At 71.2% G+C, this 24,730-nt stretch carries 13 protein-coding genes and 2 pseudogenes; 4 read left to right on the top strand and 11 right to left on the bottom strand.

The features are described 5' to 3' along the window. Nucleotides 1-3: 3 nt before the first annotated feature. The 7 genes and pseudogenes from ACQP1S_RS12280 to ACQP1S_RS12250 all read right to left on the bottom strand — a co-directional run bounded on the left by ACQP1S_RS12280 (nucleotide 4) and on the right by ACQP1S_RS12250 (nucleotide 19,073). Nucleotides 4-7,158, bottom strand: a complete 7,155-nt coding sequence (locus ACQP1S_RS12280; RefSeq protein ID WP_432906340.1) for an amino acid adenylation domain-containing protein — start codon at nucleotides 7,156-7,158, stop codon at nucleotides 4-6. Next, nucleotides 7,155-13,595, bottom strand: coding sequence for an amino acid adenylation domain-containing protein (locus ACQP1S_RS12275; protein ID WP_432906337.1), 6,441 nt, complete (start codon nucleotides 13,593-13,595; stop codon nucleotides 7,155-7,157). Before ACQP1S_RS12275 ends, ACQP1S_RS12280 begins: the two co-directional genes overlap by 4 nt. Then, nucleotides 13,592-14,602 carry a 2,3-diaminopropionate biosynthesis protein SbnB gene (sbnB, locus tag ACQP1S_RS12270; protein ID WP_091247366.1) on the bottom strand — a complete coding sequence of 337 codons (1,011 nt, stop codon included), beginning with the start codon at nucleotides 14,600-14,602 and terminating at the stop codon, nucleotides 13,592-13,594. The genes ACQP1S_RS12275 and sbnB overlap by 4 nt, the downstream gene beginning before the upstream one ends. Next, nucleotides 14,596-15,606, bottom strand: a complete 1,011-nt coding sequence (gene sbnA, locus ACQP1S_RS12265) for a 2,3-diaminopropionate biosynthesis protein SbnA (RefSeq protein ID WP_432906333.1) — start codon at nucleotides 15,604-15,606, stop codon at nucleotides 14,596-14,598. Before sbnA ends, sbnB begins: the two co-directional genes overlap by 7 nt. 166 nt (nucleotides 15,607-15,772) lie before the next feature. Further along, nucleotides 15,773-16,660: pseudogene (locus ACQP1S_RS12260) on the bottom strand (threonine ammonia-lyase); the annotation flags it as partial. Then, nucleotides 16,657-18,129 carry an amino acid adenylation domain-containing protein gene (locus ACQP1S_RS12255; protein ID WP_432906330.1) on the bottom strand — a complete coding sequence of 491 codons (1,473 nt, stop codon included), beginning with the start codon at nucleotides 18,127-18,129 and terminating at the stop codon, nucleotides 16,657-16,659. The gene ACQP1S_RS12255 and the pseudogene ACQP1S_RS12260, both read right to left, overlap by 4 nt. Continuing rightward, nucleotides 18,126-19,073, bottom strand: coding sequence for an ornithine carbamoyltransferase (locus ACQP1S_RS12250; RefSeq protein WP_432906327.1), 948 nt, complete (start codon nucleotides 19,071-19,073; stop codon nucleotides 18,126-18,128). The genes ACQP1S_RS12255 and ACQP1S_RS12250 overlap by 4 nt, the downstream gene beginning before the upstream one ends. Nucleotides 19,074-19,249: 176 nt before the next feature. Between ACQP1S_RS12250 and ACQP1S_RS12245 the strand changes: the two genes are divergently transcribed. From ACQP1S_RS12245 to ACQP1S_RS12235, 3 genes are all read left to right on the top strand, one after another. Further along, the gene (locus ACQP1S_RS12245) at nucleotides 19,250-19,447 is read left to right on the top strand and encodes an MbtH family protein (RefSeq protein WP_302738941.1); all 198 of its coding nucleotides are present in this window, start codon (nucleotides 19,250-19,252) and stop codon (nucleotides 19,445-19,447) included. Nucleotides 19,448-19,498: 51 nt separating this feature from the next. Then, complete coding sequence (gene ectB / locus ACQP1S_RS12240; protein ID WP_432906324.1) at nucleotides 19,499-20,749, top strand: diaminobutyrate--2-oxoglutarate transaminase; 1,251 nt, start codon at nucleotides 19,499-19,501, stop codon at nucleotides 20,747-20,749. A 280-nt stretch (nucleotides 20,750-21,029) separates the two neighbouring features. Next, nucleotides 21,030-21,416: a hypothetical protein gene (locus ACQP1S_RS12235; protein WP_432906321.1), complete on the top strand. Its 387-nt coding sequence runs from the start codon at nucleotides 21,030-21,032 to the stop codon at nucleotides 21,414-21,416. Between the two features lie 91 nt (nucleotides 21,417-21,507). Here ACQP1S_RS12235 and ACQP1S_RS12230 read toward each other — a convergent pair whose 3' ends face one another. Continuing rightward, entirely contained in the window at nucleotides 21,508-21,666 is a 159-nt protein-coding gene (locus tag ACQP1S_RS12230) for a hypothetical protein (RefSeq protein ID WP_432906319.1), read from the bottom strand. A gap of 372 nt (nucleotides 21,667-22,038) precedes the next feature. Between ACQP1S_RS12230 and ACQP1S_RS12225 the strand changes: the two genes are divergently transcribed. Continuing rightward, a complete protein-coding gene (locus ACQP1S_RS12225; protein ID WP_432906316.1) occupies nucleotides 22,039-22,338 on the top strand; it encodes a helix-turn-helix domain-containing protein in 300 nt (99 codons plus the stop codon). A gap of 596 nt (nucleotides 22,339-22,934) precedes the next feature. Here ACQP1S_RS12225 and ACQP1S_RS12220 read toward each other — a convergent pair. The 3 genes and pseudogenes from ACQP1S_RS12220 to ACQP1S_RS12210 form a co-directional block, all read right to left on the bottom strand. Then, the gene (locus ACQP1S_RS12220; RefSeq protein ID WP_432906313.1) at nucleotides 22,935-23,396 is read right to left on the bottom strand and encodes a cupin domain-containing protein; all 462 of its coding nucleotides are present in this window, start codon (nucleotides 23,394-23,396) and stop codon (nucleotides 22,935-22,937) included. 14 nt (nucleotides 23,397-23,410) lie between these two features. Next, on the bottom strand, nucleotides 23,411-24,364 hold the full coding sequence (locus ACQP1S_RS12215) for a helix-turn-helix domain-containing protein (protein ID WP_432906310.1): 954 nt from the start codon (nucleotides 24,362-24,364) through the stop codon (nucleotides 23,411-23,413). Between the two features lie 119 nt (nucleotides 24,365-24,483). Beyond that, nucleotides 24,484-24,681, bottom strand: a pseudogene (locus tag ACQP1S_RS12210) (NAD(P)H-dependent oxidoreductase); the annotation flags it as partial. Between the last annotated feature and the right edge of the window lie 49 nt (nucleotides 24,682-24,730).

Genomic DNA, 24,730 nt, shown 5'->3' with positions numbered 1-24,730 from the left:
CGCTCACCGTCGCCCGGCCGGCTCGTCGATCAGCGCCGTCACGATGCGGGCGAGGTCCGCCACGTACTCCTTCATGACCGAGAAGTGTTCGCCCTTCATCCGGTGGACCGCCACCCCGGCGGTCCGTTCCCGCCACCGCTGCAGGTAGTCGTCGAAACTCTGTCCGGAACTGACGACCTCGTGCGCGCCGAGCGCCAACTCGTCGCTGACGATCAGATCCAGGTGACCGGCGTACGGGCGGTCACGGTAGGACAGCACCATCTCCATGACCTCCTCCCACATCCGCGCGGCGGGCAGCCACATCGTTCCCGCGCCACGCTCGGGCAGCGTGATCCCGTCGTTGCCGACGATGTCGTCCACGATGTGTTCGAGCAGCGCCAGGGTCTCCTGCCGAAGTTCCGAGGTGTCCTCGTCCGGCGCCGCCGCATCGAGCCCCTCCAGGTTCGTCACACACTTCTTGATCAGGGCGTACTCGTCCCAGAGGTGCTCCTTCTGCCAGGCGTCCTGCCCCGGGTCGAGCAGGATGAAGGTGACCTCCTCGCCGTCGTTCCTCAGCCTGGTGGCCATCTCGCTGCTCACCCCGCCGCCGCCACACCAGCTGAAGATCCGGTACGGCCCGTGCGGGACGGCCGCCCGTAGCTCCGCGACGTAGCGGGCCGCCATCTCCTCGGTGGACGCGACCGCGTCGGTCGACGGGTCACGGCCCGGCCACTCGAACGCGACCACCGGCAGGTCCGGGTCGAGGTGCTCGGCCAGCCGCCGGTACCAGTGCGCGCTGCCACCGCCGGGATGCACGCACACCAGCGGGGGCTTGTCACCGGTACGGCGCAGCCAGAGCAACGCCGTGGCCGGTCGCCGCCTGTGATCGATCGACTCGGCGAGCGCCGCGAGCGTGCGGTGCTCGACGAAGGACCGCACGGTGGTCTCGATGCCGTGCCGGTCCCGCAGCATCGCGATCGCCCGCAACGTCAGCAGTGAGTGCCCACCGAGGTCGAAGAAGTCGTCGTCCCGGCCGACCCGGGGCAGGTGGAACAGCTCGGTCCAGACCTCGGCAACGGCCAGTTCCGCCGGCGTGCGCGGCGCGCTGTACTCCCGTGCCGACGTTCCCGCCACCGGCCGGGGCAGCGCGCTGCGGTCGAGCTTGCCGTTGTTGTTCAACGGAAGCCGGTCCAGGCGCACCCAGGCCGTCGGGACCAGGAAGCCGGGCACCCTGCTCCGCATCTGGTCGCCGAGCCGGGCGGGGTCGGCCGGGCCGTCCCCGTCGAGAACGACGTAGCCGACGAGCTGCTTGATCCCGTCGACGCCCTGGTACGCCGCCGCCGCAGCGGCCCGTACCGAGGGCAGCTCCGCGATCGCGACCTCCACCTCGCCCAGTTCGACGCGGTGTCCGCGGATCTTCACCTGGTGATCGCGCCGCCCGACGAAATGGACCGTGCCGTCCGGGTCCTGGCGGACGATGTCCCCGGTGCGGTAGAGCCGGGCCCCCGGCGTGTCTCCGGACGGGTCCGGTACGAAGCGTTCGGCGGTCAGGTCCGGGCGGCCGTGGTATCCCCGGGCCACGCCCGGACCGCCCAGCAGCAGCTCACCCGGCACACCGAACGGGACCGGGTCGAGGTTCCCGTCGACGACCCGCACGTGGGTGTGGTGGATCGGCTTCCCGATCGGGATGGCATCGGTGAGCGCGGGCAGCGGGATCCGCGGGTGGACGGTGGCGAACGTGGTGCTCTCGGTCGGGCCGTACCCGTTGCTGACCAGCACGCCGTGCGCCATCGCCGTACGCACGTGCAGCGGCGACAGCACCTCGCCACCGACGACCACCTCGCGTACCCCGGCCAGCGCCTGCGGCCGGACGTCCAGGATGGTGGTGAAGAGGCCGGTGGGCAGGCACAGCACGGTCACCCCGTGCCGGCTCAGGATCTCCTCGAACTCAGCTGCGGTCGGCGTCTGCGGGGCGACGACCAGCCGTGCCCCGTTGCACAGCGCGCCCCACACCTCGAACGTGGACGCGTCGAAGGCGAGCGTGCCGGCCTGCAGCAGGACCTGGTCGGCGTCCAGCCGGGCGTAGTCCTGGCCGTGCACGAGCCGTACGACGCCGCGGTGCGGGACCTGCACGCCCTTCGGGCGTCCGGTGGATCCCGACGTGTACGTGATGTAGGCGAGGTTCTCCGGTGACAGCGTCACCTGTGGCGCGGTGGTCGGCCGACTGCTGTCCGACCACCAGCCGGGGTCCAGGCTCAGCGTGGTCAGCCCGGGACGCGCCGCGAAGCGGTGGGCCTGGCCCGGCCCGCCCAGCATGAGCCGGGCGCCGGAATCGTCGAGGAGGTACTCGATGCGGCTGTCCGGGTACTTCGGGTCGAGCGGCAGGTAGCAGGCGCCGGCCTTGAGGATGCCCAGCAGCGCCACCACCGCGTCGATCCCCCGGTCCATGCAGACCGCGACGGGCGTCTCCGGGCCGGCGCCGTGCTCACGGAGCGCCCACGCCAGTTGGTTGGCCCGGGCGTCGAGCTGACCGTAGGTCAGGCGCGACTCGCCGTACTCGAGCGCGACGGCGTCCGGCCGGGCACGGACCTGGGCGGTGAACAGGTCGGTGATGCACACCTCGGGCAGCGCGGGCCAGTCCTGCTGCGGCGCGGTGAACCGGTGCGCCGGGGTCGCGTCGAGGGCCACCGGGTTGGTGCCGTCGTCGGCGACCATCGCGGTGAGCAGTGCGAGGAAGGTCTCCCCCAGGGCGGTCAGCCGCTCCTGCGTCGCCCAGCCGGCCCGGCACTCCAGTCGCAGCTCGCCCGGGAAGGTCAACGTGACCAGGGTGAACTCGTTGGGGCTGTCGTCGACGACCGCGCCGAACACGTCCTGCTGCGCGTCGAGGACGTGGAAGTCGAGGTAGGAGAAGATGGCGCTGATCAGCGGTGTTCCGCCGCCCCAGGCCCGTTGCATCGCGGGGATCGGGTAGCGGCGGTGCGGCCAGACGGCGAGTTCCTCGGCGAACACGGCGCGCACGAGGTCACGCCAGCGGGGCGTGCGCAGGTCCACCGCGAACGGCACCGTGTTGAGGTACATCCCCATCACCTCGTCGCCGCGCAGCAGCTCGGGCCGGCCGTTGACGACCAGACCGCTGAAGAACCGCTGCTGGCCGGTGATAACGCCGAGCATCGCGAGGTGCGCGGTGTGCAGCACGGCCTTGAGGGAGGTCTGCGTCCGCGCGGCCAGTCGACGTAGCTGCGGTTCGAGGTGCCGCCAGGACATCCGCAGCTCCGGTACCGCGCCGTGGCCGGCCGGGGCGGTGTCCGCAGGCAGGGCGACCCGGTCGTGGCCGCCGACGCGGTCCCGCCAGAACCGTTCGTCCGTCCCGGACGACAGCGATCGCCGTTCCCACCTGACGAAGTCGGCGTAGCGTCCCGGGGGCGGGGGCTTGAGCGCATCGCTGTCCGAGTCCCGGATCGCGCGGTAGGTGTCCCGCAGCTCACCGATGAGGGAGTGGTGGCTCCAGCCGTCCAGGATGGCGTGGCACTCCGTGTGGGTCAGCACCCACGTCCGCTCCCCGGTGCGGTGCACGTGCCAGCGCAGTTGCGGGGCGTGGTCGATGGGCAGTCTCGTGGAGTGCATCGTGTGCCGGTACTGCGCCAGGACGTCCTGCTGCTCGGTCTCCGGGAGCCCGCGCAGGTCGTCGAAGCCCATCTCGACGCGTGCCGTGGCATGGACGAGTTGCATCGGCTCGGAGTAGCCGGACACGTCGAACGTGGTGCGCAGGATCTCGTGCCGGTCGACCAGCCACTGCCCGGCGGCACGCAACGCGGCCAGGGAGAACGGGCCGTCGTCGACGATGTCGAAGCTGGTCACGTTCTGGTATGCCGGGTGCGAGTTGTCGACGAGCATCTCGTACACCATGCCGGCCTGCACCTGGCCCATCGGGTAGGCGTCGACGAGGCCGTCCGGGAGCCGCTCGCGGTCGCCCGGACCGAGTTGCTCGAACGGGCCGACCAGCGGGTCGTCCGCGCCGGCCGTCGACCGGCCGGCGAGCGTCGCCAGCTGCGCCGCGGTCTGGTGGGTGAAGACGTCCTGCACCGACAGGCCCAGCCCCGCGCGGCGCAGGGCCCCGATCGCGCGGATGGCCCGGATGGAGTCGCCGCCGATGTCGAAGAACCGGTCGTGCACCCCGACCCGTTCGACGCCCAGCGCCGCGCCGAGGGCGTCGGCGACGACGCGTTCGGCTGCGGTACGGGGGGCGACGTATTCGCCGGTCGCCCAGGCGCGACCGGGCGTCGGGGCCGGCAGCGCGCGGCGGTCCGTCTTCCCACTGGTGGTCAGGGGCAGCGCGGAGAGCAGTTGCCAGTGGCTCGGGATCATCGCCTCGGGCAGTCGACGGCGCAGGAACGACGCCACGTCGCTCACGTCGACGTCGGTGCCCGGGTCCCGGGCGACGAGGTAGCCGACGAGCTGGCCGTCGTGCACCGTGACGGCGACCGCGGACACGCCCGGGTGCCCGGCCGTCACCGCCTCGATCTCGCCGAGCTCGATGCGGTGCCCGCGGATCTTCACCTGATCGTCGAGCCGGCCGAGGTAGTCGATGCGACCGTCCGGCAGGTATCTCGCGAGGTCACCGGTGCGGTAGAGCCGTCCGCCGGAATCCTCGAACGGGTCGGGAACGAACCGCTGCGCGGTGAGCTCCGGACGGTTGAGGTAGCCGCGGGCCAGTTGCACGCCGCCCAGCAGCAGCTCACCCGGCACGCCGACCGGGACCGGTCGCAGGCTCCCGTCGACGATGTAGGTGCGGGTGTTGGCGATCGGCCTGCCGATCGTGACCGGCGTCCCGGGCTCGCACAGGGTCGCGGTGACGTCGACGGCGGCCTCGGTCGGCCCGTAGAGGTTGTACAGCCGGCCGTCGATCCGCTCGTGGACGGCGTCGGCCAGGTCGGCCGGGAGCGCCTCGCCGCTGCAGATCATCCGGCGCACCGACGGCAACGGCCCGGACGACTCGGCCAGGAACGCCCGGAGCATGGACGGCACGAAGTGCAGGGTCGTGACCTGCTCGGTGGCGACCAGTTCGGCCAGGTAGTGCGGGTCGCGGTGGCCGTCGGGCCGGGCGACCACCAGGGTGGCTCCGGTGACCAGCGGCCAGAAGAACTCCCACACCGACACGTCGAAGCTGTACGGGGTCTTCTGCAGCACCCGGTCGGTGGCGTCCAGCCGGTACGCGTCCTGCATCCACCGCAGCCGGTTGACGATCGCGCGGTGCGTGACCACGACCCCCTTGGGCTGGCCGGTCGAGCCGGACGTGTAGATCACGTACGCCGGATGGTCCGGCCCTGCCGGGACCGGCCCCGTTGGCATCGGCCCGGTGTCGGCGACGACCGGTTCGGTGTCGGTGAGCACGATCGTGGCACCGGCGTCGGCGCACATGTAGTCACGGCGCTCGGCCGGGTACTCCGGGTCCAGCGGCAGGTAGGCGCCGCCGGCCTTCTGGATCGCCAGCAGCGCCACCACCAGCCCGACGCCACGCCGGCGGCACACACCGACTATCGACTCCGGCCCGACGCCCGCGTCGACCAGGTACCGCGCCAGCCGGTCGGTCCGCCGGTCCAGCTCGGCGTAGGTGACGTCCTCGCCGTCGAAGCGGACGGCGACGGCGTCCGGGGTACGGGCCACCTGCTGTGCGAACAGCTGCGGCAGCGTGCCGGTCGGGTACGCCACGGCGGTCTCGTTCCACGTCCGCACCACCAGCCGCCGCTCCGCCGGTGGGGACTCGGCCAGCCGGCTGATCGGTGCGTCCGGCATGCGCGCGATGGTGCCGACGAGGGTGGTGAAGTGGGCCGCGAACCGCTCGACGGTGTCCCTGTCGAACAGCGCGGTGGCGTAGTTCAGGAACCCGGTGAGGGTGCCGTCGGGCTGGTCGACGACCACCAGGGTCAGGTCGAACTTGGCGTCGCTCTCGCCGACCGGCAGTTCCTCGGCGCGCAGCCCGCCGACGCGGTGGGTCCCGGAGTCCCCGCTGGCCCACAGGAACATGGTCGAGAACAGTGGTGTCCGGGAAGCGTCGCGCACGGGGGCCAGCTCGTCCACCAGCCGTTCGAACGGGAGTTCCTGGTGGGCGTAGGCGCCGAGCGCCGTCTCCTTCACCCGCCGGAGCACCTCGTGGAAGGACGGGTCACCGGACAGGTCGGTGCGCAGGACCAGCGTGTTGAGGAACAGCCCGATCAGGTCCTGCACCTCGGGCCGGTCGCGGCTGGCCACCGGGGTGCCGACGGTGACGTCGTCGCTGCGGCCGAATCGGCCGAGCAGGATCGCGTACCCGGCCAGCAGCACCATGAACGGCGTCGCGCCCGCCTGGCGGGCGAGTTCGTGCAGGGCTCGGGCGTCCGACGCGGGCACCGCGAACGGGACCAGGTCGCAGGTGCTGTCCCGGACCTGTGGGCGCGGTCGGTCGAGCGGCAGTTCCACCGGGGTGGCACCGGCCAACGTCTGCCGCCAGTAGTCGAGCTGGCGGTCCAGCACGGCACCGGACACCGCACCGCGCTGCCAGGCGGCGAAGTCGGCGTACTGCACCGGCAGTGGTGCCAGCGGGGACGGTCCACCGGTCAGAGCGGCGGTGTACAACCGGTCGAGCTCACGCCACAGCACCTGCTCGGACCAGCCGTCGAAGGCGATGTGGTGCAGGGTCACGACCAGCGCGTGCTCCTCGTCGGCCAACCGGGCGAGGGTTCCGGTCAGCACCGGCCCGGTCGCGAGGTCGACGGGCACCCGGTCGTGGGTCAGCCAGCCGGCGATCCGCGCGTCCTGCGCGGCGGGGTCGAGGTCACGCAGGTCCACCTCGTGCAGGGTGGCCGGTGCCGGGGGGTCGATCACCTGGCGCGGGTCGCCGTCGACCACCACGTAGTGGGTGCGCAATATCTCGTGTCTCGCCACGATCCCGTCCAGCGCCGCCCGCAGTGCGTCGGGCTGCAGCGGCCCGAACAGTCGGAGGCCCGCACTGACCAGGTACTCCGTGCCACCCGGCCGGAGCTGGTCGAGAATCCACAGCCGGCGCTGCGCGAACGACAACGCCGACGGCGTCCCGCGCGGCACCCGGGCGATCCCTTCGTCCGGCGCGGCGGCCGCGGCACCTGCCAGCCTGCGCCGGAGCAACTCGGCGCGTAGACCTGCTCGATCGATCGTCTCAGTCACTGGGCACCATCCCGGGAAAGCAGTTCACTCAGCTGGGCGTCGGTCAGCTCGTCGAGTTCCGCCATGATCAGGTCGGTCACCACCACCGCCAGCTCCGCCACGGTGGTCGCGTCGAACAGGCAGCGCAGCGGGATCTCGACGGCGAGGGCCGCCCGCAGCCGGGCCAGGACCCGGGTGGCCAGCAGGGAGTGCCCGCCGAGGGCGAAGAAGTCGTCGTCGACGCCGATCCGGTCGACGCCGAGGATGTCGGACCAGATCCCGGCGATGGTCTCCTCCGCCGGGTTGCGCGGTGCCACGTACCCGCGGGCGCCGTCGAGCTGGGGCGGGGTCGGATCGGGCAGCGCCGCCCGGTCGACCTTCTTGCTCGGTGACAGCGGCAGGGCCGCGACGGTGACCCAGGCCGACGGGATCATGTACGAGGGCAGCGACTCCCGCAGGTACGCCCGTAGCTCGTCAAGGTCGGGCCCGGTGTCGTGGGGCGACTCGAGGTAGGCGACGAGCCGTTTGTCGCCGGGCCCGACGTCCTTGGCGACGACGGCGGCTGCGGACACCGCGGGGTGCTTGGCCAACACGGCTTCGATCTCGGCGAGTTCGATGCGGAAGCCACGGATCTTCACCTGGGTGTCGAGGCGGCCGAGGAACTCGACGGTGCCGTCCGGCCGGTGCCGGACCAGGTCACCGCTGCGGTAGAGGCGCCCTCCCGGTTCGGTCCCGAACGGGTCGGGCACGAACCGCTCCGCGGTCAGCTCGGGCCGGTCGTGATAGCCACGGGCCAGGCGCACGCCGCCGATGCAGAGTTCACCGGGAACCCCCACCGGAAGCGGACGCAGGCCCGCGTCGAGCACGTACACCCGGGTACCGGCGACCGCGCGGCCGATGTGCAGGGTGGCCGTGCTGCGCTCGTTGGCGAGGTCACCCGACACCGGGTTGAGCATGCAGGTGACGCTCGCCTCGGTCGGCCCGTAGTTGCAGAGGAACCGGCCGGACAGACCGGTCGCCGCCCACCGTTGGGCGTCGGCGACGGTCACCACGTCCGAGCCGACGTTCATGAGTTTCAGGCCGGCGAGCCGGTCGACGCCGGACTCCAGCATCTCGCGGTAGTACGCGGGGGTGATCTCCATGATCGTCACGCCGTACTGCTCCAGCTTGGGCGGCAGCTCGCTCGGCGTCCAGAAGACCGGGTCACTCACCACGATCGTGGCGCCGGCGGCCAGGGTGGCACCGATCTGATCCATGGCGACGTCGAAGGTGAGCGCCGAGAGCAGGATGACCCGCTCCCCGGGACGCACGCCGTAGTAGTCGGCGATCACCCGGCAGTGGTGCGCGTACGACCGGTGCGAGATCATCACGCCCTTCGGGCGGCCGGTCGACCCGGACGTGTAGATGATGTACGCGAGGTTGTCCGGCACGGTCACCGGTGCCGGGTCGTCCGACGGTGGGTCACCTGCCCCGTCCCCGTCGTCGACGACGAGCACCGGGCGTTCGTGTCCGGCGAACCGGTCGGCGAACCTGCCGGTGGTCACCACGAGGTGCGCCCCGGCGTCGGCGAGCATGTAGCGCAGGCGCTCCGGCGGATGTTCCGGGTCGAACGGCGCGTACACCCCGCCGGCCTTGAGCACCGCCAGCAGCACCACGACCGGTGCGAACCCGCGTTCGAGGCAGGAGCCGACGACGACCTCCGGGCCGACGCCCATCGCCCGGAGGCGGTGCGAGAGCGCGTTGACCCGCACGTTCAGCTCGGCGAAACTGAGCTGCTCGGCCCCGAACACGACGGCTGTCGCGTCCGGAGTCCGGGCCGCCCACCGTGCGAACAGCTCCGGTACCGACAGGTGCCGTTCGTCGGGCGGGTCGAGCCGGTCCAGCCGGTCCGCGTCGGGGTCCGGCCACCGGTGCACGATCGTGTGGCGTTCGTCGGCGGACAGCAGATCGAGTTCGCTGATCCGGGTGTGTGGGTCGGCGACCATGCCGCTGAGCAGGCGTAGGTACTGGCGGGCGAGGCGTTCGACCGTCGCGCGGTCGAACAGTGCGGTGGCGTACTCGAACCAGCATTCCAGCCGCCCGTCCGGCTGTTCCATCACGGACAGGGTCAGGTCGAACTTCGCCACGGCCACGCCGCTGCCCAGGCCGACCGCGGTGCACCCGGCGAGGGCGGCCGGCGAGGCATCGGTGCTGTGCTGTACCTCGAACATGATCTGGAACAGCGGGTTGCGGGACAGGTCGCGGTCCGGTTGCAGGGCGTCGACGAGGTGTTCGAACGGCACCTCCTGGTGGGCGAACGCCTTCAGGGTGGTCCGGCGGATCCGGTCGATCAGGTCGAGGGAGTTCGGATCGCCGCCCAGGTCGGCCCGGACCACGAGGTTGTTGACGAAGAAGCCGATCAGATCCTCGCTCTCCGGCCGCGTCCGTCCAGCGACCGGGGTGCCGATCGCGATGTCGGTGCGGCCGGTGTGGCGGCCCAGCAACACGTCGAACGCGGCCAGCAGCACCATGAAGAGGGTGGCGCCGGTCCGGTTGCCCAGCTCGCGTGCCGCCACCGCGGTGTCCTGCGGAACGTCGACGATCAGCAGGTCGCCGCGGAGGTCACGCCCGGGCTGGCGGGGCCGGTCGGGGGTGAGCTCGACCGGCACGAGCCCGGCGAGCTGGGTCCGCCAGTACTCGATCTGGCTGCCGAGGGTGCCGTCGGCCTGCCGGTCGCGCTGCCAGGCGGCGACATCGGCGTACTGCACCGCAAGCGGCTGCGTCGACCACCGGGCACCGGCGAGGCCCGCCGCGTACGCCTCGTTCAGCTCGCGCAGGAAGATGCCCAGCGACCAGTTGTCGAACGCGATGTGGTGCAGGGTGATCGCGACCAGGTGTTCGTCGGCGGCCGTGTGCACGACCGTGACCCGCAGCGGGCGCTCGGCGGTGAGATCGAACGGTCGGGCGCTCGCCGCCTCGATGATCGCCCTGGCACGCGGTGCGGCATTCGCGGCGCCGGCCAGGTCCACCACGTCGAAGGCCACCGGGCCGGGGGGGTCCACGACCTGCAGCGGGATACCGTTGTCGGCGACGTAGCGGGTGCGCAGCACCTCGTGTCGGGCGCTGACCTGCTCCACCGCGCGGTGCAGGGTCGCGGTGTCCAGCGTTCCGGTGAGGTGGTACACCATCGGGACCAGGTATTCCGCGCTGCCCGGTTCGAGCTGGTCGAGGAACCACAGCCGTTGCTGACCGTACGAGGTCGGCAGGGCGCCGGTGCGGGGTACGGGCACGATCTGCGGCCCACTGTCGGGTGTCGTGCCCGCGTCGATCGCGGCGGCGACCCGCTCCACGGTCCGTCCGTCGAACAGGGTGGCCACCGTCAGTTCCAGCCCGAACCTGCGGCGCAACCGGTGTGCGAGCCGGATCGCCAGCAGCGAGTGCCCACCCATCGCGAAGAAGTCGTCCGCCACGCCGACCCGCTCGACCCCGGTCAGTTCGCCCATGACGGTGGCGACGGCCCGCTCGGTGGGCGTTCGTGGCGCGACGTGACCGGGGTCGTCGTCGCGGGGCCGGCTGTCGGGGGCCGGCAGCGCCGACCGGTCGACCTTTCCGTTGGGCAGGGACGGGAGCTCGGCCAGCGGGATGATGCTGGCGGGAACCATCGCGGCGGGCAGCCGGGTGGCGAGGAATCCGGACAGCTCGTCGGGGTCCACCGTCGCCCCGGCGGCCGGCACCACGTAGCCCGCGAGTTCCAGGTCACCGGCACCGGAGCGGTAGGCGGTGACCACGGCCGCCGCGACCGCCGGATGTGCCCGGAGCGCAGCCTCCACCTCACCGGGTTCGACGCGTACCCCACGTACCTTGACCTGTGCGTCGAGGCGGCCGACGAACTCCAGCGTCCCGTCGACGCGCCACCTGACGAGATCCCCGGTGCGGTACCACCGCTGACCCGGCCGGCTGGCGAAGGGGTTCGGGGTGAACCGTTCGGCGGTGAGGTCGCCGCGCCTGGCGTAGCCACGGGCGAGGCCGACGCCGCCGATGCACAACTCGCCGGGTACGCCGATAGGGGTGATCCGGTCGGCGGAGTCCACCACATACAGGTCGACGCCGGGCAGTGCGGCACCGATCGGGACCGTGCCGTCTGTCCCGTCACGCGCGTAACGCCACGCGGTCGCGTCGATCGAACACTCGGTCGGGCCGTAGGTGTTGTACAGCTCCACCTCGATCACCCCGAGCAGTCGCTCGCACAGTTCGGCCGGCAGCGGCTCGCCGGCGGAGCACACCAGTCGCAGTGCCGTGCACGCGGCCAGGTCCGGCTCGTCCACCACGGTCCGCAGCACGGACGGGACGAGCTGCACCACGGTGATCCGGTGCTCCGCGAGAGCACCGACCAGCACGGCGGTGTCGCGGTGCGCGTCCTGCGGTGCCATCACCACGCATCCGCCGGACACCAGCGGCGCCAGGAACTCCCACACCGAGGCGTCGAACCCGATCGTCGTCTTCTGTAGTACGCGGTCGGTGCTGGTGAGCTGGTGCTGGCTCACCGCCCACAGCACCCGGTTGCGGATCCCGCCGTGGGTGATCACGACGCCCTTGGGCTGACCTGTGGATCCGGACGTGTACATGACGTAGGCGGCGTTCGTGGCGTCGAGCGCCACCGGGGACGGTGGCGTGGCGCGGGTGACGTCGGCCCACTGCTCGTCGAGCGCCACCGCCGGTACGCGCCGGGGGATTCGCTGTCGCAGCGCCGTCTCGGTGAGCACCAGCTCGATGCCGGCGTTGTCGATCATGAAGTCCAGCCGGTCGGCCGGCAGGTCGGGTGCCAGCGGGACGTAGACCGCGCCGGCGATGAACGTCCCGAGCAGGGCGGCCACGACATCGGTACCGCGGTGCATGGCGACACCGACGGCCGTCTCGACGCCGATTCCGCGGGAGTGCAGGAAGCCGGCCACCCCGTCCGCCCTGGACATCAGCTCGGCGTAGGTCAGCTGGACGTCACCGCAGACCACGGCAACCGCGTCCGGCGTGGCCTCGGCCTGGGCCCGGAACAGGTGCGGCAGCAACGCGTCGGGCACCTCGCCCGGCCCGGGGTTGCCGCCGAGCAGCCGCTGCCGTTCCACGGCCGTCACGGTCGGCACGGCACGCAGCGGCAGCTCAGGCGTCGCCGCGAGGTTCTCCAGGAGCGCCAGATAGTTGTCGGCCATCCGCTGGATCCGGCCCCGGTCGAAGAGCACGGTGGGATAGGTCAGCCGGGCGACCCACGACCCGTCCGGCTCCTCGACCATCTGCAGCGACATGTCGAAGGTGGCGCTGAGCACCGGGGTCGGCACCCAGTCGACCCCGATGCCGGGCAGGCGCAGCGGCTCCCCCTGGCCGTTGAGGACCCCGAACCCGACCTGAAAGAGGGGGTTACGGGACAGACCGCGGTCCGGTGCCAGCTCGGCGGCCAGCCGTTGCAGGGGTACGTCCTTGTGTGCGAAGGCGTCCAGTGCCGTCTCGCGGACGCGGGCGAGCAGCTCGACGAAGGTGGGATCGCCGGACAGGTCGGTCCGCAGCACCACCGTCTGGGCGAGCGAGCCGATCACCGGCTCCAGCTCGATCCGGTTCCGTCCACTCGTCGACACCCCGACACCGAAGTCGAGCTGGTCGGCGTATCGGCTGATCAGGAGTTGGTACACGGCCAGGAACACCATGAACGGGGTCGCCCGGGCGGTGCGTCCCACGGCGGTGATCCGGGCCGACAGCGGCGCCGGCACGGCGAACGCGACCACGTCGCCGGCCGGCTCCCAGACGGCGGGGCGCTGCCGGTCCGTGGGCAGCTCCAGTGGGGTCAGTCCGGCCAGCCGCCGCCGCCAGTAGTCCAGTTGCCGCAGGAGCGCCACATCGTCCGCGCGCCACCGGTTCCGCTGCCAGTCGGCGAAGTCGGCGTACTGAAGCTCCAGCGGTGCCAACGGCTCCGGCGGTGGTTCCGCGCCCCGGACATGGGCCGCGTAGAGCGCACCCAACTCCCGGGCGAGGATGCCCAGCGACGGGCCGTCGAAGGCGATGTGATGCACCACGATCATCAGGATCGTGTCACTCGGGGAGAGCTGGACGGTGGTCAGCCGCCAGGGCGTGCCCGCGTGCAGGTCGATGGGTGTGGTCACCGCGACCTCACCGATCTCCCGTACCCGTCGGTCCTGCTCATCCGTCGGGTATTCGCTGAGGTCCACCACCGTGATGTCGGCCGGTGCCGGTTCCTCGACGATCTGCACCGGCTGTCCGTCGATGGTCGCATAGCGGGTACGCAGGATCTCGTGCCGGCTGACGATCTCCGTGAAGGCGGCGGTCAGGGCCTCCCGGTCCAGCGGCCCGCGCAGCCGGAAACCCCAGTGCAGCAGGTACTCCTGGGCACCGGAGCGGACCTGGTCGAGGAACCACAGCTGCTCCTGCTCGAACGACAGTCGGAACTGGTTGTCGGTTTCGAGGATGTCGGTCATGCGCGCACCTGCTGCTCCGTCGGTAGGAAGTTCTCCAGGGTGGTGCCCAGGCCGCGGGCCGACGCCGCACGCCGGACCAGGTCGGCCACCGCCAGGTCCAGGCAGCCGAGGCCGAACGGAGAGAACACCGTCACGGCGTCGTCGCTTCTGACGTACCGCTCACCGGTCACCAGGATCTCGCCCAGCGAGGAGGAGATGAAGTCGCGATGGCCGGCTTCCTGCTGGGCCAGATCCAACGACGTCGCGGCCCGGCAGACATGGTCGGCGTCGTCGACGACGTTGACGCTGGAACGGATCGAGTCGGGGGTGAGGTCACGCAACGACAGATGCAGCACCAGCGTTCCCGGGCGGCAGTGCTCGGTACCCAGGTGCGGGGCGGCCGCCGTCGTCGCCAGGCAGACGAGTCTGTGGCGGGCCAGGGCGTCGGCCGCGCTCCCGGCCACGTCGACCTGCAACGTCGGCCAGACCGACCGCGCCTCGGCGGCGAAGGACCGTGCCCGGTCCGCGCTCAGGTCGTACAACGTCACGGTGTCCACCGTCGGCAGCACGGCCCGCAGATACCTCAGCACCTCGAAGGCGATCGGGCCGCAGCCGACCAGCGTCACCGCGGTTTCCGGGCGGGACGAGGAGAGGGTGGCCGCTGCCAGGGCGGCGCTGGCGGCGGTACGGCCCGCCGAGATCGCCGACGCTTCGAGGACCGCCTCCGGCACACCGGTGTTCACCGAGTTCAGGAACATCACGGCCGACGCGCGGTGCATCCCCCGGCTGAGGTTGTCGGGGAAGGACGACACCCACTTCACCCCGCAGACGGGCGTGGCACCACCCAGAAAGGCCGGCAGCGCGATGATCCGCTCACGCTCTCTGTCCGGGAAGCGGAGGAAGACCGACTGCGGTACGCGCGTCTGGCCCCCCGCGTGTGACCGGTATGCCGCGTCCACCGCGGCCACCACCTCGCGCTCGGCCCCGTCGAGGACGGCTCGGACCTCACCTGCTCCGAGAATCAACACGGCGCCACCTGCACGTCGGGCTTGTTCCACAGATGCGACACGTCACCGAAGTACGTCATGACCCAGTCGTCGTCGTAGATGGTGTCCAGGTAGCGCTCGCCGCGGTCGGGGAAGACCATCGCGCAGGTGGCCCCGGGGCGGATCTGGTCACGGATCTGCTCCAGGCCCGCCACGACGGCGCCCGACGAGCCACCGACGAGGATCGCCTCGCGGGCGGCCAGCCGACGGCAGGCTGCGATCGCGTCCACGTCGTCGACGCGGACCACGACGTCGGCCAGGTCGCTGCCGTACAGCTGCGGGCGCACCGATGCGCCGTGGCCGGGCAGCATCCGCCAGCCGACCGCCGGGCCGAAGATCGCACTGCCCAGCGCGTCCACCGCCACGATGGTCACCGGCAGCTGGTGCGTCCGGATGTACTCGGCGCACCCCCGCAGGGTGCCGCAGGAACTCGTGGCACAGAACAGGTAGTCGACCTCGGGCAGGGCACGCACGATCTCCTGCACGGTCGTGTGGTGTGCCCGCGGGTTGAGCGGGTTCGAGTACTGGTCCGGGCAGTACGCGTGGTCGATCGTCGCGACCAGCTCCCGAACCCGCCGGATACGGACGGGCAGGTATTCACCGGTGGCCGGGTCGACGTCGGTGACCTCCTCGACCTGCGCGCCGAGGGCGCGCATGACGGCGATGTTGTGCCGGTTGGTACGCGGGTCGACCACGCAGATGAAGCGGATTCCGTAGTATCCGCAGACCTGTGCGAGCCCGATTCCGAGATTGCCGGAACTGGACTCGACCACCACCGACCGTCCAGGTACGAGCCGCCCGTCGCGGATGCGCTCGCGCAGCATCTCCAACGCCGAGCGGTCCTTGATGCTGCCGCCCGGGTTGTGCGACTCCAACTTGGCGAACATCCTGAACGGACTATGTGGGTCGAGCTTCACCAGCTCGACGATCGGTGTCGCCCCGACTGTCGCCAGCACTCCTGACCCGGGGGATGTCTGTTCGGTCATAGAGCCGCTCCTCGAGTTGCATCCGCTCCGCGATGCGCCTACCACGAGACTCCTCCGCACGACCGGATCGGTGCAGGGAAGAACATGCAGACTCACCGGTTGACGCCGGCAGCAGTTCTGCCGGAGGTTCTTCTGTCGTGCTGGTGCTGCCGTCGCCGGCCACGCCGTTTCCACCGGACACGATGACCACCGCGCGGCCGGCGGATCCGCGCCGTAGCGCGCCGGCCAGTGCCACCGCGCCGCTCGGCTCCGCGCTGACACCGGCACGGCGGAGGATGCCCAGGGCGTGGATGATCGCGTCGTCGGTCACGCCGATCAGGTCGTCGACCCGGTGCCGGATGATCGGCCAGGGAACCGCACCGGGTCGTTGCCCCCGGAGGCCGTCGGCGATCGTCATGGACGGGGGCAACTCCGTCGGCGCACCCCGGGCTACCGACACGGCGTACCGGCGGGCGGACATCGGCTCCACCCCGACGACCCGCACCGGCCGGGACAGCGCCGACGCGGCGACGCACACGCCGGCCAGCAGGCCTCCACCGCCGGCCGGTACGAAGATCGTCGACACGGTCGGCACCTCCTCGAACACCTCGAGCCCGACGGTGCCGGCCCCGGCCACCACCAGTTCGTGGTCGGAGGACGGCACGAGGACCGCTCCGGTCGCCGCGGCGATGTCCTCGGCCCGGCGGTCACGCTCGGCCACCCCACCGGCCACCTGCACCACACCGGCGCCGAACGAACGGATCACCTGTGCCTTGCCGTCGCTGGCACCGGCGGCCATCACGATGGTCACCCTGATGCCCAGCGCGGCGCCGAGCATGGCGACGGCGATGCCGTGGTTACCTGACGAACCAGCGACCACCTCGCCCGCATACCGTGCGAGCATCGCGTTCGCCGCGCCCCGGACCTTGAACGACCCGCCGCGCTGGCGATGCTCGGCCTTGAGCAGCACCCGCGAATCGAGGGCCAGCAGCGGCGTGCGGTCCACCAGGCCCGTGATCCGCGCGGCAGCCGTCCGCACGTCAGCGAGCGTGGGCCCGACACCCGTCGTCCTCATGGTCCGTCCGCGGTGATCGCCCGGCGGTCGGTCTTGCCACTGACGGTGGTGGGTAGCCGGTCGATCCGGGCGAATCGTCGCGGGATCATGTGGCGGGGCAGCGTCTGCGCGAGATGTGTCCGCAGTGCCGAGTCCGTCACCTGCGCCGCCGCGCCGGCGACCTGGGCGATCAGGAAGACCCGGCCGTCGACGTCGGTCCCCGCGGTGACCTGCGCACCAGCAACGGCGGGGTGTGCCAGCAGGGCGCCCTCGACCTCGGCAGGGTCGACCCGGTATCCACGGACCTTGATCTGCCTGTCGATTCGTCCGAGGTACACGAGGTCGCCGTCGGGCGACCTGCGCGCCAGGTCCCCGGTGCGGTACAGGCGCGCGCCCGGCGCACCGTGGGGGTCCGGCACGAACCGGTCCGCGGTCAACGCCGGCAGGCCGCCGTACCCGCGTCCGACACCACAGCCACCTATGTACACCTCGCCGACGTCGCCGTCGGGCACGGTGCGCAGAGCGTCGTCGAGCAGGTGCACGTCGACGCCGTCGATCGGTGTCCCGATCAGGTCGACAGTGGTGTCGGGGACCGGTGGCACGTCGAAGCGGGTCGAGGTCATCGTGGCCTCGGTCGGACCGTACTGGTTGATCATCCGTCCGCGCACGCCGTCCCGGCCGCCGGCGATGAGGAACGGCCGCAGCGACTCGCCGCTGGACACGGTCAATCGCAGGTCGGGCAGCTCGCTGTGCCGCAGCGACGTCAGGAACGTCGGGGTGGCCGAGAGGATCGTGTTCACCCCCCACTCCCGCACGGCCGCGACGAACTCACCGGCCCGCAGCAGAGTGGAGCGCGGCACCAGGACCACCTGCCCGCCGGCGACGAGCGGGGCGAACGTGTCGCGGATCGAGGCGTCGTATCCGAACGGCGCGAGTTGCAGCACCACGGTGTCCGGGCCGAGTCCGTAGTCGTCGACGATGAACCGCAGGTAGTTGGTGACGCCGCGGTGCTCCAGCAGTACCGCGTTCGGCGGTCCGGAGGAGCCGGAGGTGTGACTCACGTAGGCGAGCGAACGGGGCGCCAACGGTCGCAGGGTGGCCGGTACGTCAGGCGCGTCGACGAACACGGTCGGGCCGTCGACGGGGAGGCCGGGCCGCCCGGCCCGGGACGCAGTGGTGACCAGGATGCTGGCCTGCGCCGTGCGGACCATGGCCGCCAGCCGCTGGTCGGGCAGCTCGGTGTTGAGGGTGAGGAAGGCACCGCCGGCCCGGAGCACGGCCGCCATCGCGATGACGGCCTCGGGGCTCCGGTCGACCAGGACCGCACACACCTGCTCCGGTCCGACGCCCCGGGCGACCAGCGCGCGGGCCAGCCGATCGGTGCGGGCGGCGAAATCCCCGTAGCACACGACGCTGTCCGGGGTGACGATCGCCGGTGCGGCGGGCCGGGTCGCGGCGTGGGTGGAGATGTCGTCGAGAAAGGTGGTCACCGCCCCGCTCCGCCGCTCGGCCGGCTGGCGACACACCACTCCAGGACCGCCCGGGCGCTGTGGTACTTGTTCTCGGCCTGCGTGAAGGCGATGCTCCTGGGGCCGTCGAGTACCGCCGCGGTCACCTCCTCGCCCCGGTGTGCCGGCAGGTCGTGCATGAACACCGCGTCCGGGGCGGCCGCCATCAACGCCTCGTTGACCTGGAACGGGGCGAATTCGGAACGCCAGTGGGGCGTCGGCTTCGTCGATCCCGTGGTCTGCCAACGGGTGGTGTAGACGACGTCGACCGGCGGCAGGCCGGACAGGTCGTGCCGCTGTTCGACGCGCGCGCCGCTGCGCCGGGCGGACGCCGCCGCCTGATCGAGGTACCTCTGTTCGACGCCGTACCCGGCCGGGGTACGCAGGTGCAACTCGGTGCCGGGGTAGCGGGACAGGGCGAGCGTCAGCGCGGAGGCGGTGTTGTTCCCCTCCCCCACGTACAGCACCCGTACGCCCTCCACCCGACCGAAGTGCTGGACGATCGTGGTGAGGTCGGCGAGGGCCTGCGTCGGGTGTTCGACCGCGCTCATCGCGTTGATCACCGACATCTGCTTCTGGCCGGCATACGCCCGCAGTTCGGCCTCCGGCCCGGCGGTACGGGCGACCAGGACGTCGAGCATGCCGGACAGCACCGCTCCGGTGTCCTCGACGGACTCGCCGGTGGCCAGCTGCAGGTCGGCGGGGCCGTAGGTGACGAGTCCGGCGCCCAGCCGCAGCGCACCGGCGGAGAACGCGGTCCGGGTCCGGGTGGACGTCTTACGGAACAGCACGCCGACGACCGTCCCGGACAGCGGCTGGGTGGCTCCCCCGGTACCACGGGAGTACTCGACGCCGCGCTCGACGATCCAGCGCAGCTCGTCGTCCGAGAGGTCGTCAATAGAGATCAGGTGGCGTCGCTCGGCCATGTCGAGCCCCCTTCCGGTTGGCGGTTCGCCGTGACCAGAGCCTGCGCGACGCAGGGGACCGCCGAACAGGGACGGGACCGCACGACGCGTCTGCGCGTTCGTCTCTATGGACGGTGCGGGTTTGCCCGGCAGGATCGGGCCCACCTACTCGGATAACCCGACCAGCCGGAGGGGCCATGACTGACGACGGTGTCTACCGCGTCGTACGCAACGACGAGGAGCAGTACTCGATCTGGTGGGCCGACCGGGAGCTGCCGCCGGGCTGGACCGCCGAAGGGACGTCCGGGTCGAAGCAGGAGTGCCTGGATCACATCGCGGTGGTCTGGTCGGACATGCGGCCGCGGAGCCTGCGTGAGCAGATGGCGCAGGCCTGAGGGACTGACGAGACCGTGGTGGACGGGCAGCGCCAACTCCGAGGAGACATCATGATCGCCCCGACAATCGAGTCCGAGGTCCGTAGCTACTGCCGGAACTGGCCGGTCGTGTTCGACCACGGGCGGGGCAGTCGGCTGTTCGCCCGCGACGGCCGCAGCTACCTCGACTTCTTCGCCGGTGCCGGTGCCCTCAACTACGGCCACAACCACCCGGTGCTCAAGCGGGCCCTGCTGGACTACCTCGAGCAGGACGGGGTCACCCACAGTCTCGACATGCTGACCGCCGCCAAGCAGGACTTCCTCACCGAGTTCGCCGCGCGGGTACTCGGCCCGCGCCGTTTGGACTACCGGGTGCAGTTCCCCGGGCCCACCGGAGCCAACAGTGTCGAGGCCGCCCTCAAGCTTGCCCGCAAGGTGACCGGACGCCACACCGTCGTGGCCTTCACCAGCGCCTTCCACGGCATGTCGCTCGGCGCACTGGCCGTCACCGGAAACGCCGCCGTGCGCGCCGGCGCCGGTGTCCCGCTCGGACATACCTGGCGCATCCCGTACGACGGCTTCGCCGACGGCCGGGTGTCCGGGCTCACCCTGCTCGACACCATGCTCGCCGACAGCAGCAGCGGAATGGACCTGCCGGCCGCTGTCATCGTGGAAACCGTGCAGGGTGAGGGCGGTGTCAACCCGGCCCGCGCCACCTGGCTCGCCGATCTCGCCGAGCTGTGTGCCCGTCGCGAGATCCTGCTGATAGTCGATGACATCCAGATGGGCTGTGGCCGCACCGGTCCGTTCTTCAGCTTCGAGCACGCCGGCATCACCCCCGACATCGTCTGCCTCTCCAAGTCCATCAGCGGATACGGCCTGCCGATGTCCCTCACTCTCTTCCGCACCGAACTCGACGTGTGGCAGCCCGGCGAACACAACGGGACCTTCCGCGGCAACAACCCCGCCTTCGTCACCGCGACCGCCGCCCTGAAGGAGTTCTGGACCGACAGCAGGCTGGAGAAGCAGACAGCGGAACGGGACATCCTGTTCGATGAGCACCTGACGGAGTTCGCCGGGCGGTACCCGGCGCAGATGGCGGCGTCACGTGGCCGGGGCCTGGTGTGGGGTCTGACCTTCCGGGAGCCGCACACGGCGGGCCAGGTGGCCCGGGAGGCGTTCTCCCGTGGGCTGCTGGTGGAGACAGCCGGCTCCGTCGACGAGGTGGTGAAGCTCATGCCGTCCCTGACATCGACCGACGAGGAGCTGTCCGAGGGCCTCGGCATCCTGGGGGAAGCGGTGGCGGCAGCGGTCGGCTGCTGAGCGACGTCGGCACCACGCCGGGCCCCGGCCGCGCTCTGTCCACCCATGATCGGCATCCGTCCCCCTCACCGCGCCTGGGCACACCCAACGGCGACCGGAGTCGGAAAGGCGACCGAATGCCGGTGGCTCTCCGTGTCGACGCCTAGCCTCACTGTCCTGTGTGGGTGGCCGACGGGTGTCTTCCGGAGAGCGGTTCCGTGACTGAGCCGGTAACGCTTGCCCTGGTGGGTGGGGCTCTGCTCACCGAGGGGCCCGCTTTCTCTACGACCAGGCGGGCGAGTTGCTCCGGCGGCGCCGCGAACGGCGGGACGCGGACCCGACCCGGGAGCCGGTCGCGATCGAGCTACCGGCGGCGGTGTTCGACGGCCAGTTGGTCGATCCCGCCCTGGACGACGCCCGCCTGGCGCAGGTCGAGCCCGCGTTGCGCGACGCCTGGGCGCAGACGGCCGGCTACGCGCAGGGCATCGATCCGGTCGAGGTGACCGACCGGGCGGCCCTGGTCCGGATCGACCAGCTCAGAGTGGCCCTGGAAGCCGCTCTCGGTCAGCGCATCACCTTCCGGGGCGAGCGGCGGGAGTCCTCCGGCGTACGCATCACCCTGCGCATCGACGAACTGTGGGCAGCGCTCGGACCGTCGACGTGGGCGTACTCAAGGGCGACCTGGTGATCGACGAGACGATCGGGCGGGCCACCGGTGACATCGTCGTGGTCCGCGCCGACCGCATCGAGAACTGAGCCCGTGAGGATCCGGTAGTGATCTACTCGGCGCTGTCGGCCGTGTCCTCGCCCGAGCGTACCCAGCTGCGGCAGTGGTGGAACGAGCCGATCGGCAAGGTGCCGCCGGTGCTCGCGCTCACCGGCGAGGCCACGTCGGAGAAGGTGGCGATCCTCGACGACTTCGTGCTCGCCACGGTCACCGCGAATCTGACAGCGGCCCCCGAGGCGCGGATCGACTGGGCCCGCCTGTATGCCGACGGGTCGGTCGCCAGCGGTGGCGACGAACCACTGGTGTCCCTCGAACGGCTGCTCGCCGCCACCCTGCCCGGTTCGGCCGCCGAGCCGGCCCCGTACCGTCCGGTCCGGATCCTGCTCATCGACGACTACGACGCCCTGGTGGCGGGCCAGGCAAGCCAGGCGCTGCGGCTGCTGCAGGCGATGGTCGGCGGTGACCGGCTGGATCGCGCGGGTCTGCGGGTCGTGGTCGGTGGCAGACACGGCACCGTGACCGGCTCGCCTCGCGGACACGCCGTCGCCGGATCGGAGCAGGTGCCAGGCACCGGTTCGGGTTCGTGGATCGACTGCTGGCCACGCTGGTCCATCTCCGTCACGGGCTCACCCACGACGGAATCGCGACCTGGATCGGGGTGCACCGCTCAACGGTCAGCCGCAGCATCGCCGAGATCAGCCCGCTGCTGGCCGATCGCGGCTGCCGGCTATGCGACGGCCTCCGGCTCCCGACCCTCTCCGACATGGTGGCCCACCTCCGACACCACCCCCAGGCGTTGACGGACGCCACCGAGTGCGGGTGCGCCATCCGGTCGCGGGCCAAACGGGCCAGGACCGGTTCGTGTCTGGCAAAGCCCGGCTGAACACGATGAAAGTCCTGGTGATCAGTGATCCACTCAACCGACTGTTGTTCTGCGGCGAGACCCGCCGGACAGTCCGTTCCACGCGATAGTCGTCGAGGTCGAAACCGTCGTACGCGACGGCATCGAACGTGGCAGGTTCCGCGATGTCGGCGACGTGCACCTCGCGGTGGAGTTGCTCTCCGGTGTCATGCGCGCGGGCGCGGAACGCATCGGCCGGGGCCCGGCCAGCTACTCCCCCACGGTCCACGCCACCCGGGATCTCATCCTCGCCTCTCTCCACTGGGGTCGACCGGCTCCACGCCCGGGTCGCCGTGCTGCTGATCGACCTGGCGCAGCAGCGGGGGTTTCGGGGCTGGCTCCGGTGCGGCCTCCGCGTGGCGACGCGAAGGCCGTCCCGGGGCAGGCCAGGTCAGTGTCTACCAGTTGCCGAGTACGAGGCGGCCGGCGACGTTGGTGAGGTTGAACGGCCCGCTGCTACGGCGATGGGCAGGCGCAGGGTCCCGGCCGAGGCCAAGAAGAGCAAGCCTGGCGCGCTGGCTCGCACTCCGCGAGCCGCATCACCTCCGGTCCGCCGTGGCGGTCGTACTGACGGCGCTTCACGAGGCGTACTCGTTCGAGATCTCGGTGGCGTAGTTCTTCCACAGCGGTTTCATGGTCTCGGCGTTGACCGGCTGCCCGGAGTCGATCATGGCCTTGAAGTCACGGAAGTACTGCACGTACAGGTCCGGCGTGAACGTGTTCAGCATGACCGCGTTCTCGTTGCCGACGTTGGCGAACGTGTGCGGCGCTCCGGTCGGCACGATGACCCAGGTGCCCGGCCCGGCGTCGTACTGCTCCTCGCCGACGGTGAACCGGAACGTTCCCGCCAGCACGTAGAAGCCCTCGTCATGCTGGGCGTGGCGATGCGGCAACGGGCTCGGGGTGCCCGGCGGAATGGTGACCTCGGCGAACCCCAGCCGATGGTCGGTGTGCTCGCCGTTTTCCAGGATGCGGATCTGCTGCGCCCCGCTGCCGAGGATCTCGCCCTCACCGGGGCGGACGATGTTGACCTTCGCCACGACTTCTCCCATTCCTATGGCCTGCCTTGGTGACCACCATCCTGTTCCGGGCCGGTCGTGCGCGTCTTGGTCGTCTGCGCACGGTTGCTGGCAACCAGTGCACGGGCGTTGTAGCCGTAGGTCGTCTTGAACAGCTTGCTGAAGTGGGTGGGATCGGAGAATCCCCACCGGGCGGCCACGGCGGTGACCGTACGTCCGCTCCCGGTCAGCTCGGCCCGGCAGCGCTCCAGGCGGCGATGGCGGATCAGGGCCGCGACAGTGAGCGGCTGGTCCTCGAACAGCTTGTGCAGCCGGCGTACGGAGATGTGGTGAGCGGCGGCGATACCTGGCGGGGACAGATCGGGATCGGCCAGCCGGGCCTCGATGTAGCCGGCGATCCGGTTCCGCAACGACTCGTCCGGGGCCGGCTGCTCGTCACCCAGCCGGGCCTCCAGTGCGACCGCGATCAGCTCGATGACGGCCGCCGCCGACCGCAGCGCCGCCGCCTCACGGAACTCCGTCGCCGACCGCGCCGACTCCCGGGCCAGCACGGAGACGAGAGCACCCGGACCGTGGCTGCCATCGATGCGTACGCCGATGAGCCGGTCGATCTGCGCGGGCCGGATCCGAAGCTCCCGGCGCGGAACCAGGATGGTGACGTGCGCCGAGGCGGTGCTCTCGAACCGGAGCGTACGCGTGGGATCGAGCAGCACCAGGTCGCCCGGCCCAAGTTCGGCGGTGCCGCGCCCCTGGTCGATCCGCGTCCGACCCCGGGTCATCACCTTGACCGCGAGGTTCTCGCCGTCGGAGGCGTCGCGCTCCCGCCCGATACAGGAGCTCTCGGGCGTGTCGAGGGATACCAGCCGCAGCGGCCCGAGGTCGCAGGTGGCGACCCGGCCTCGGAAGCCGGTCCCGGCCAGCTGGTTGACCAGCGGCGGAAATCCACTGGCGGCCAGCTCGTCCTGGAACGTCTCAAGGTTGCCGGTCACCGGTCAACGGTAACGGCGGCTCTTCCGCTCGGGCACGGTGTCCGGCTGGGGTCCCAGCGGCACAGGCAGGCGTCTGCCCTACCGACGTCATCGGCGGTGGGTCGCATCGGCACGGGCCGTCAATCTCGCACGTGCAGGGTGAAACCCCTGCGGCCGGGAGCCTCCAAGCCCTCCTTCAATCGTAGTGACGGGATCTCGTAGTCGCCGAGGTTCTGCCGCCGGAACGCGATGGGCGCGGTTGTCTCCAGCGTCAGCAATCGTTGCTTCCACCTTTTCGTGACGTCCTCGAATTCGCCGTCGGATATCCGGTCGGCGCCCGGCACGGAGGACGAACCCGACACGCCTGCCCGGCGGGCTGGAACATCG

It is taken from the genome of Micromonospora matsumotoense (genome assembly GCF_050951065.1).
GTDB classification, from domain to species: domain Bacteria; phylum Actinomycetota; class Actinomycetes; order Mycobacteriales; family Micromonosporaceae; genus Micromonospora; species Micromonospora matsumotoensis.
Note: the sequence above shows the minus strand (reverse complement) of the source record. Positions and strands in the feature narration are given on the sequence as shown.

Excerpts from the sequence above, each read along its gene's own strand:
- sbnA (WP_432906333.1), bottom strand. The coding sequence starts at position 15,606 with ATGACCGAACAGACATCCCCCGGGTCAGGAGTGCTGGCGACAGTCGGG.
- ectB (WP_432906324.1), top strand. The coding sequence starts at position 19,499 with ATGATCGCCCCGACAATCGAGTCCGAGGTCCGTAGCTACTGCCGGAAC.
- ACQP1S_RS12275 (WP_432906337.1), bottom strand. The coding sequence starts at position 13,595 with ATGACCGACATCCTCGAAACCGACAACCAGTTCCGACTGTCGTTCGAG.
- ACQP1S_RS12250 (WP_432906327.1), bottom strand. The coding sequence starts at position 19,073 with ATGGCCGAGCGACGCCACCTGATCTCTATTGACGACCTCTCGGACGAC.
- ACQP1S_RS12245 (WP_302738941.1), top strand. The coding sequence starts at position 19,250 with ATGACTGACGACGGTGTCTACCGCGTCGTACGCAACGACGAGGAGCAG.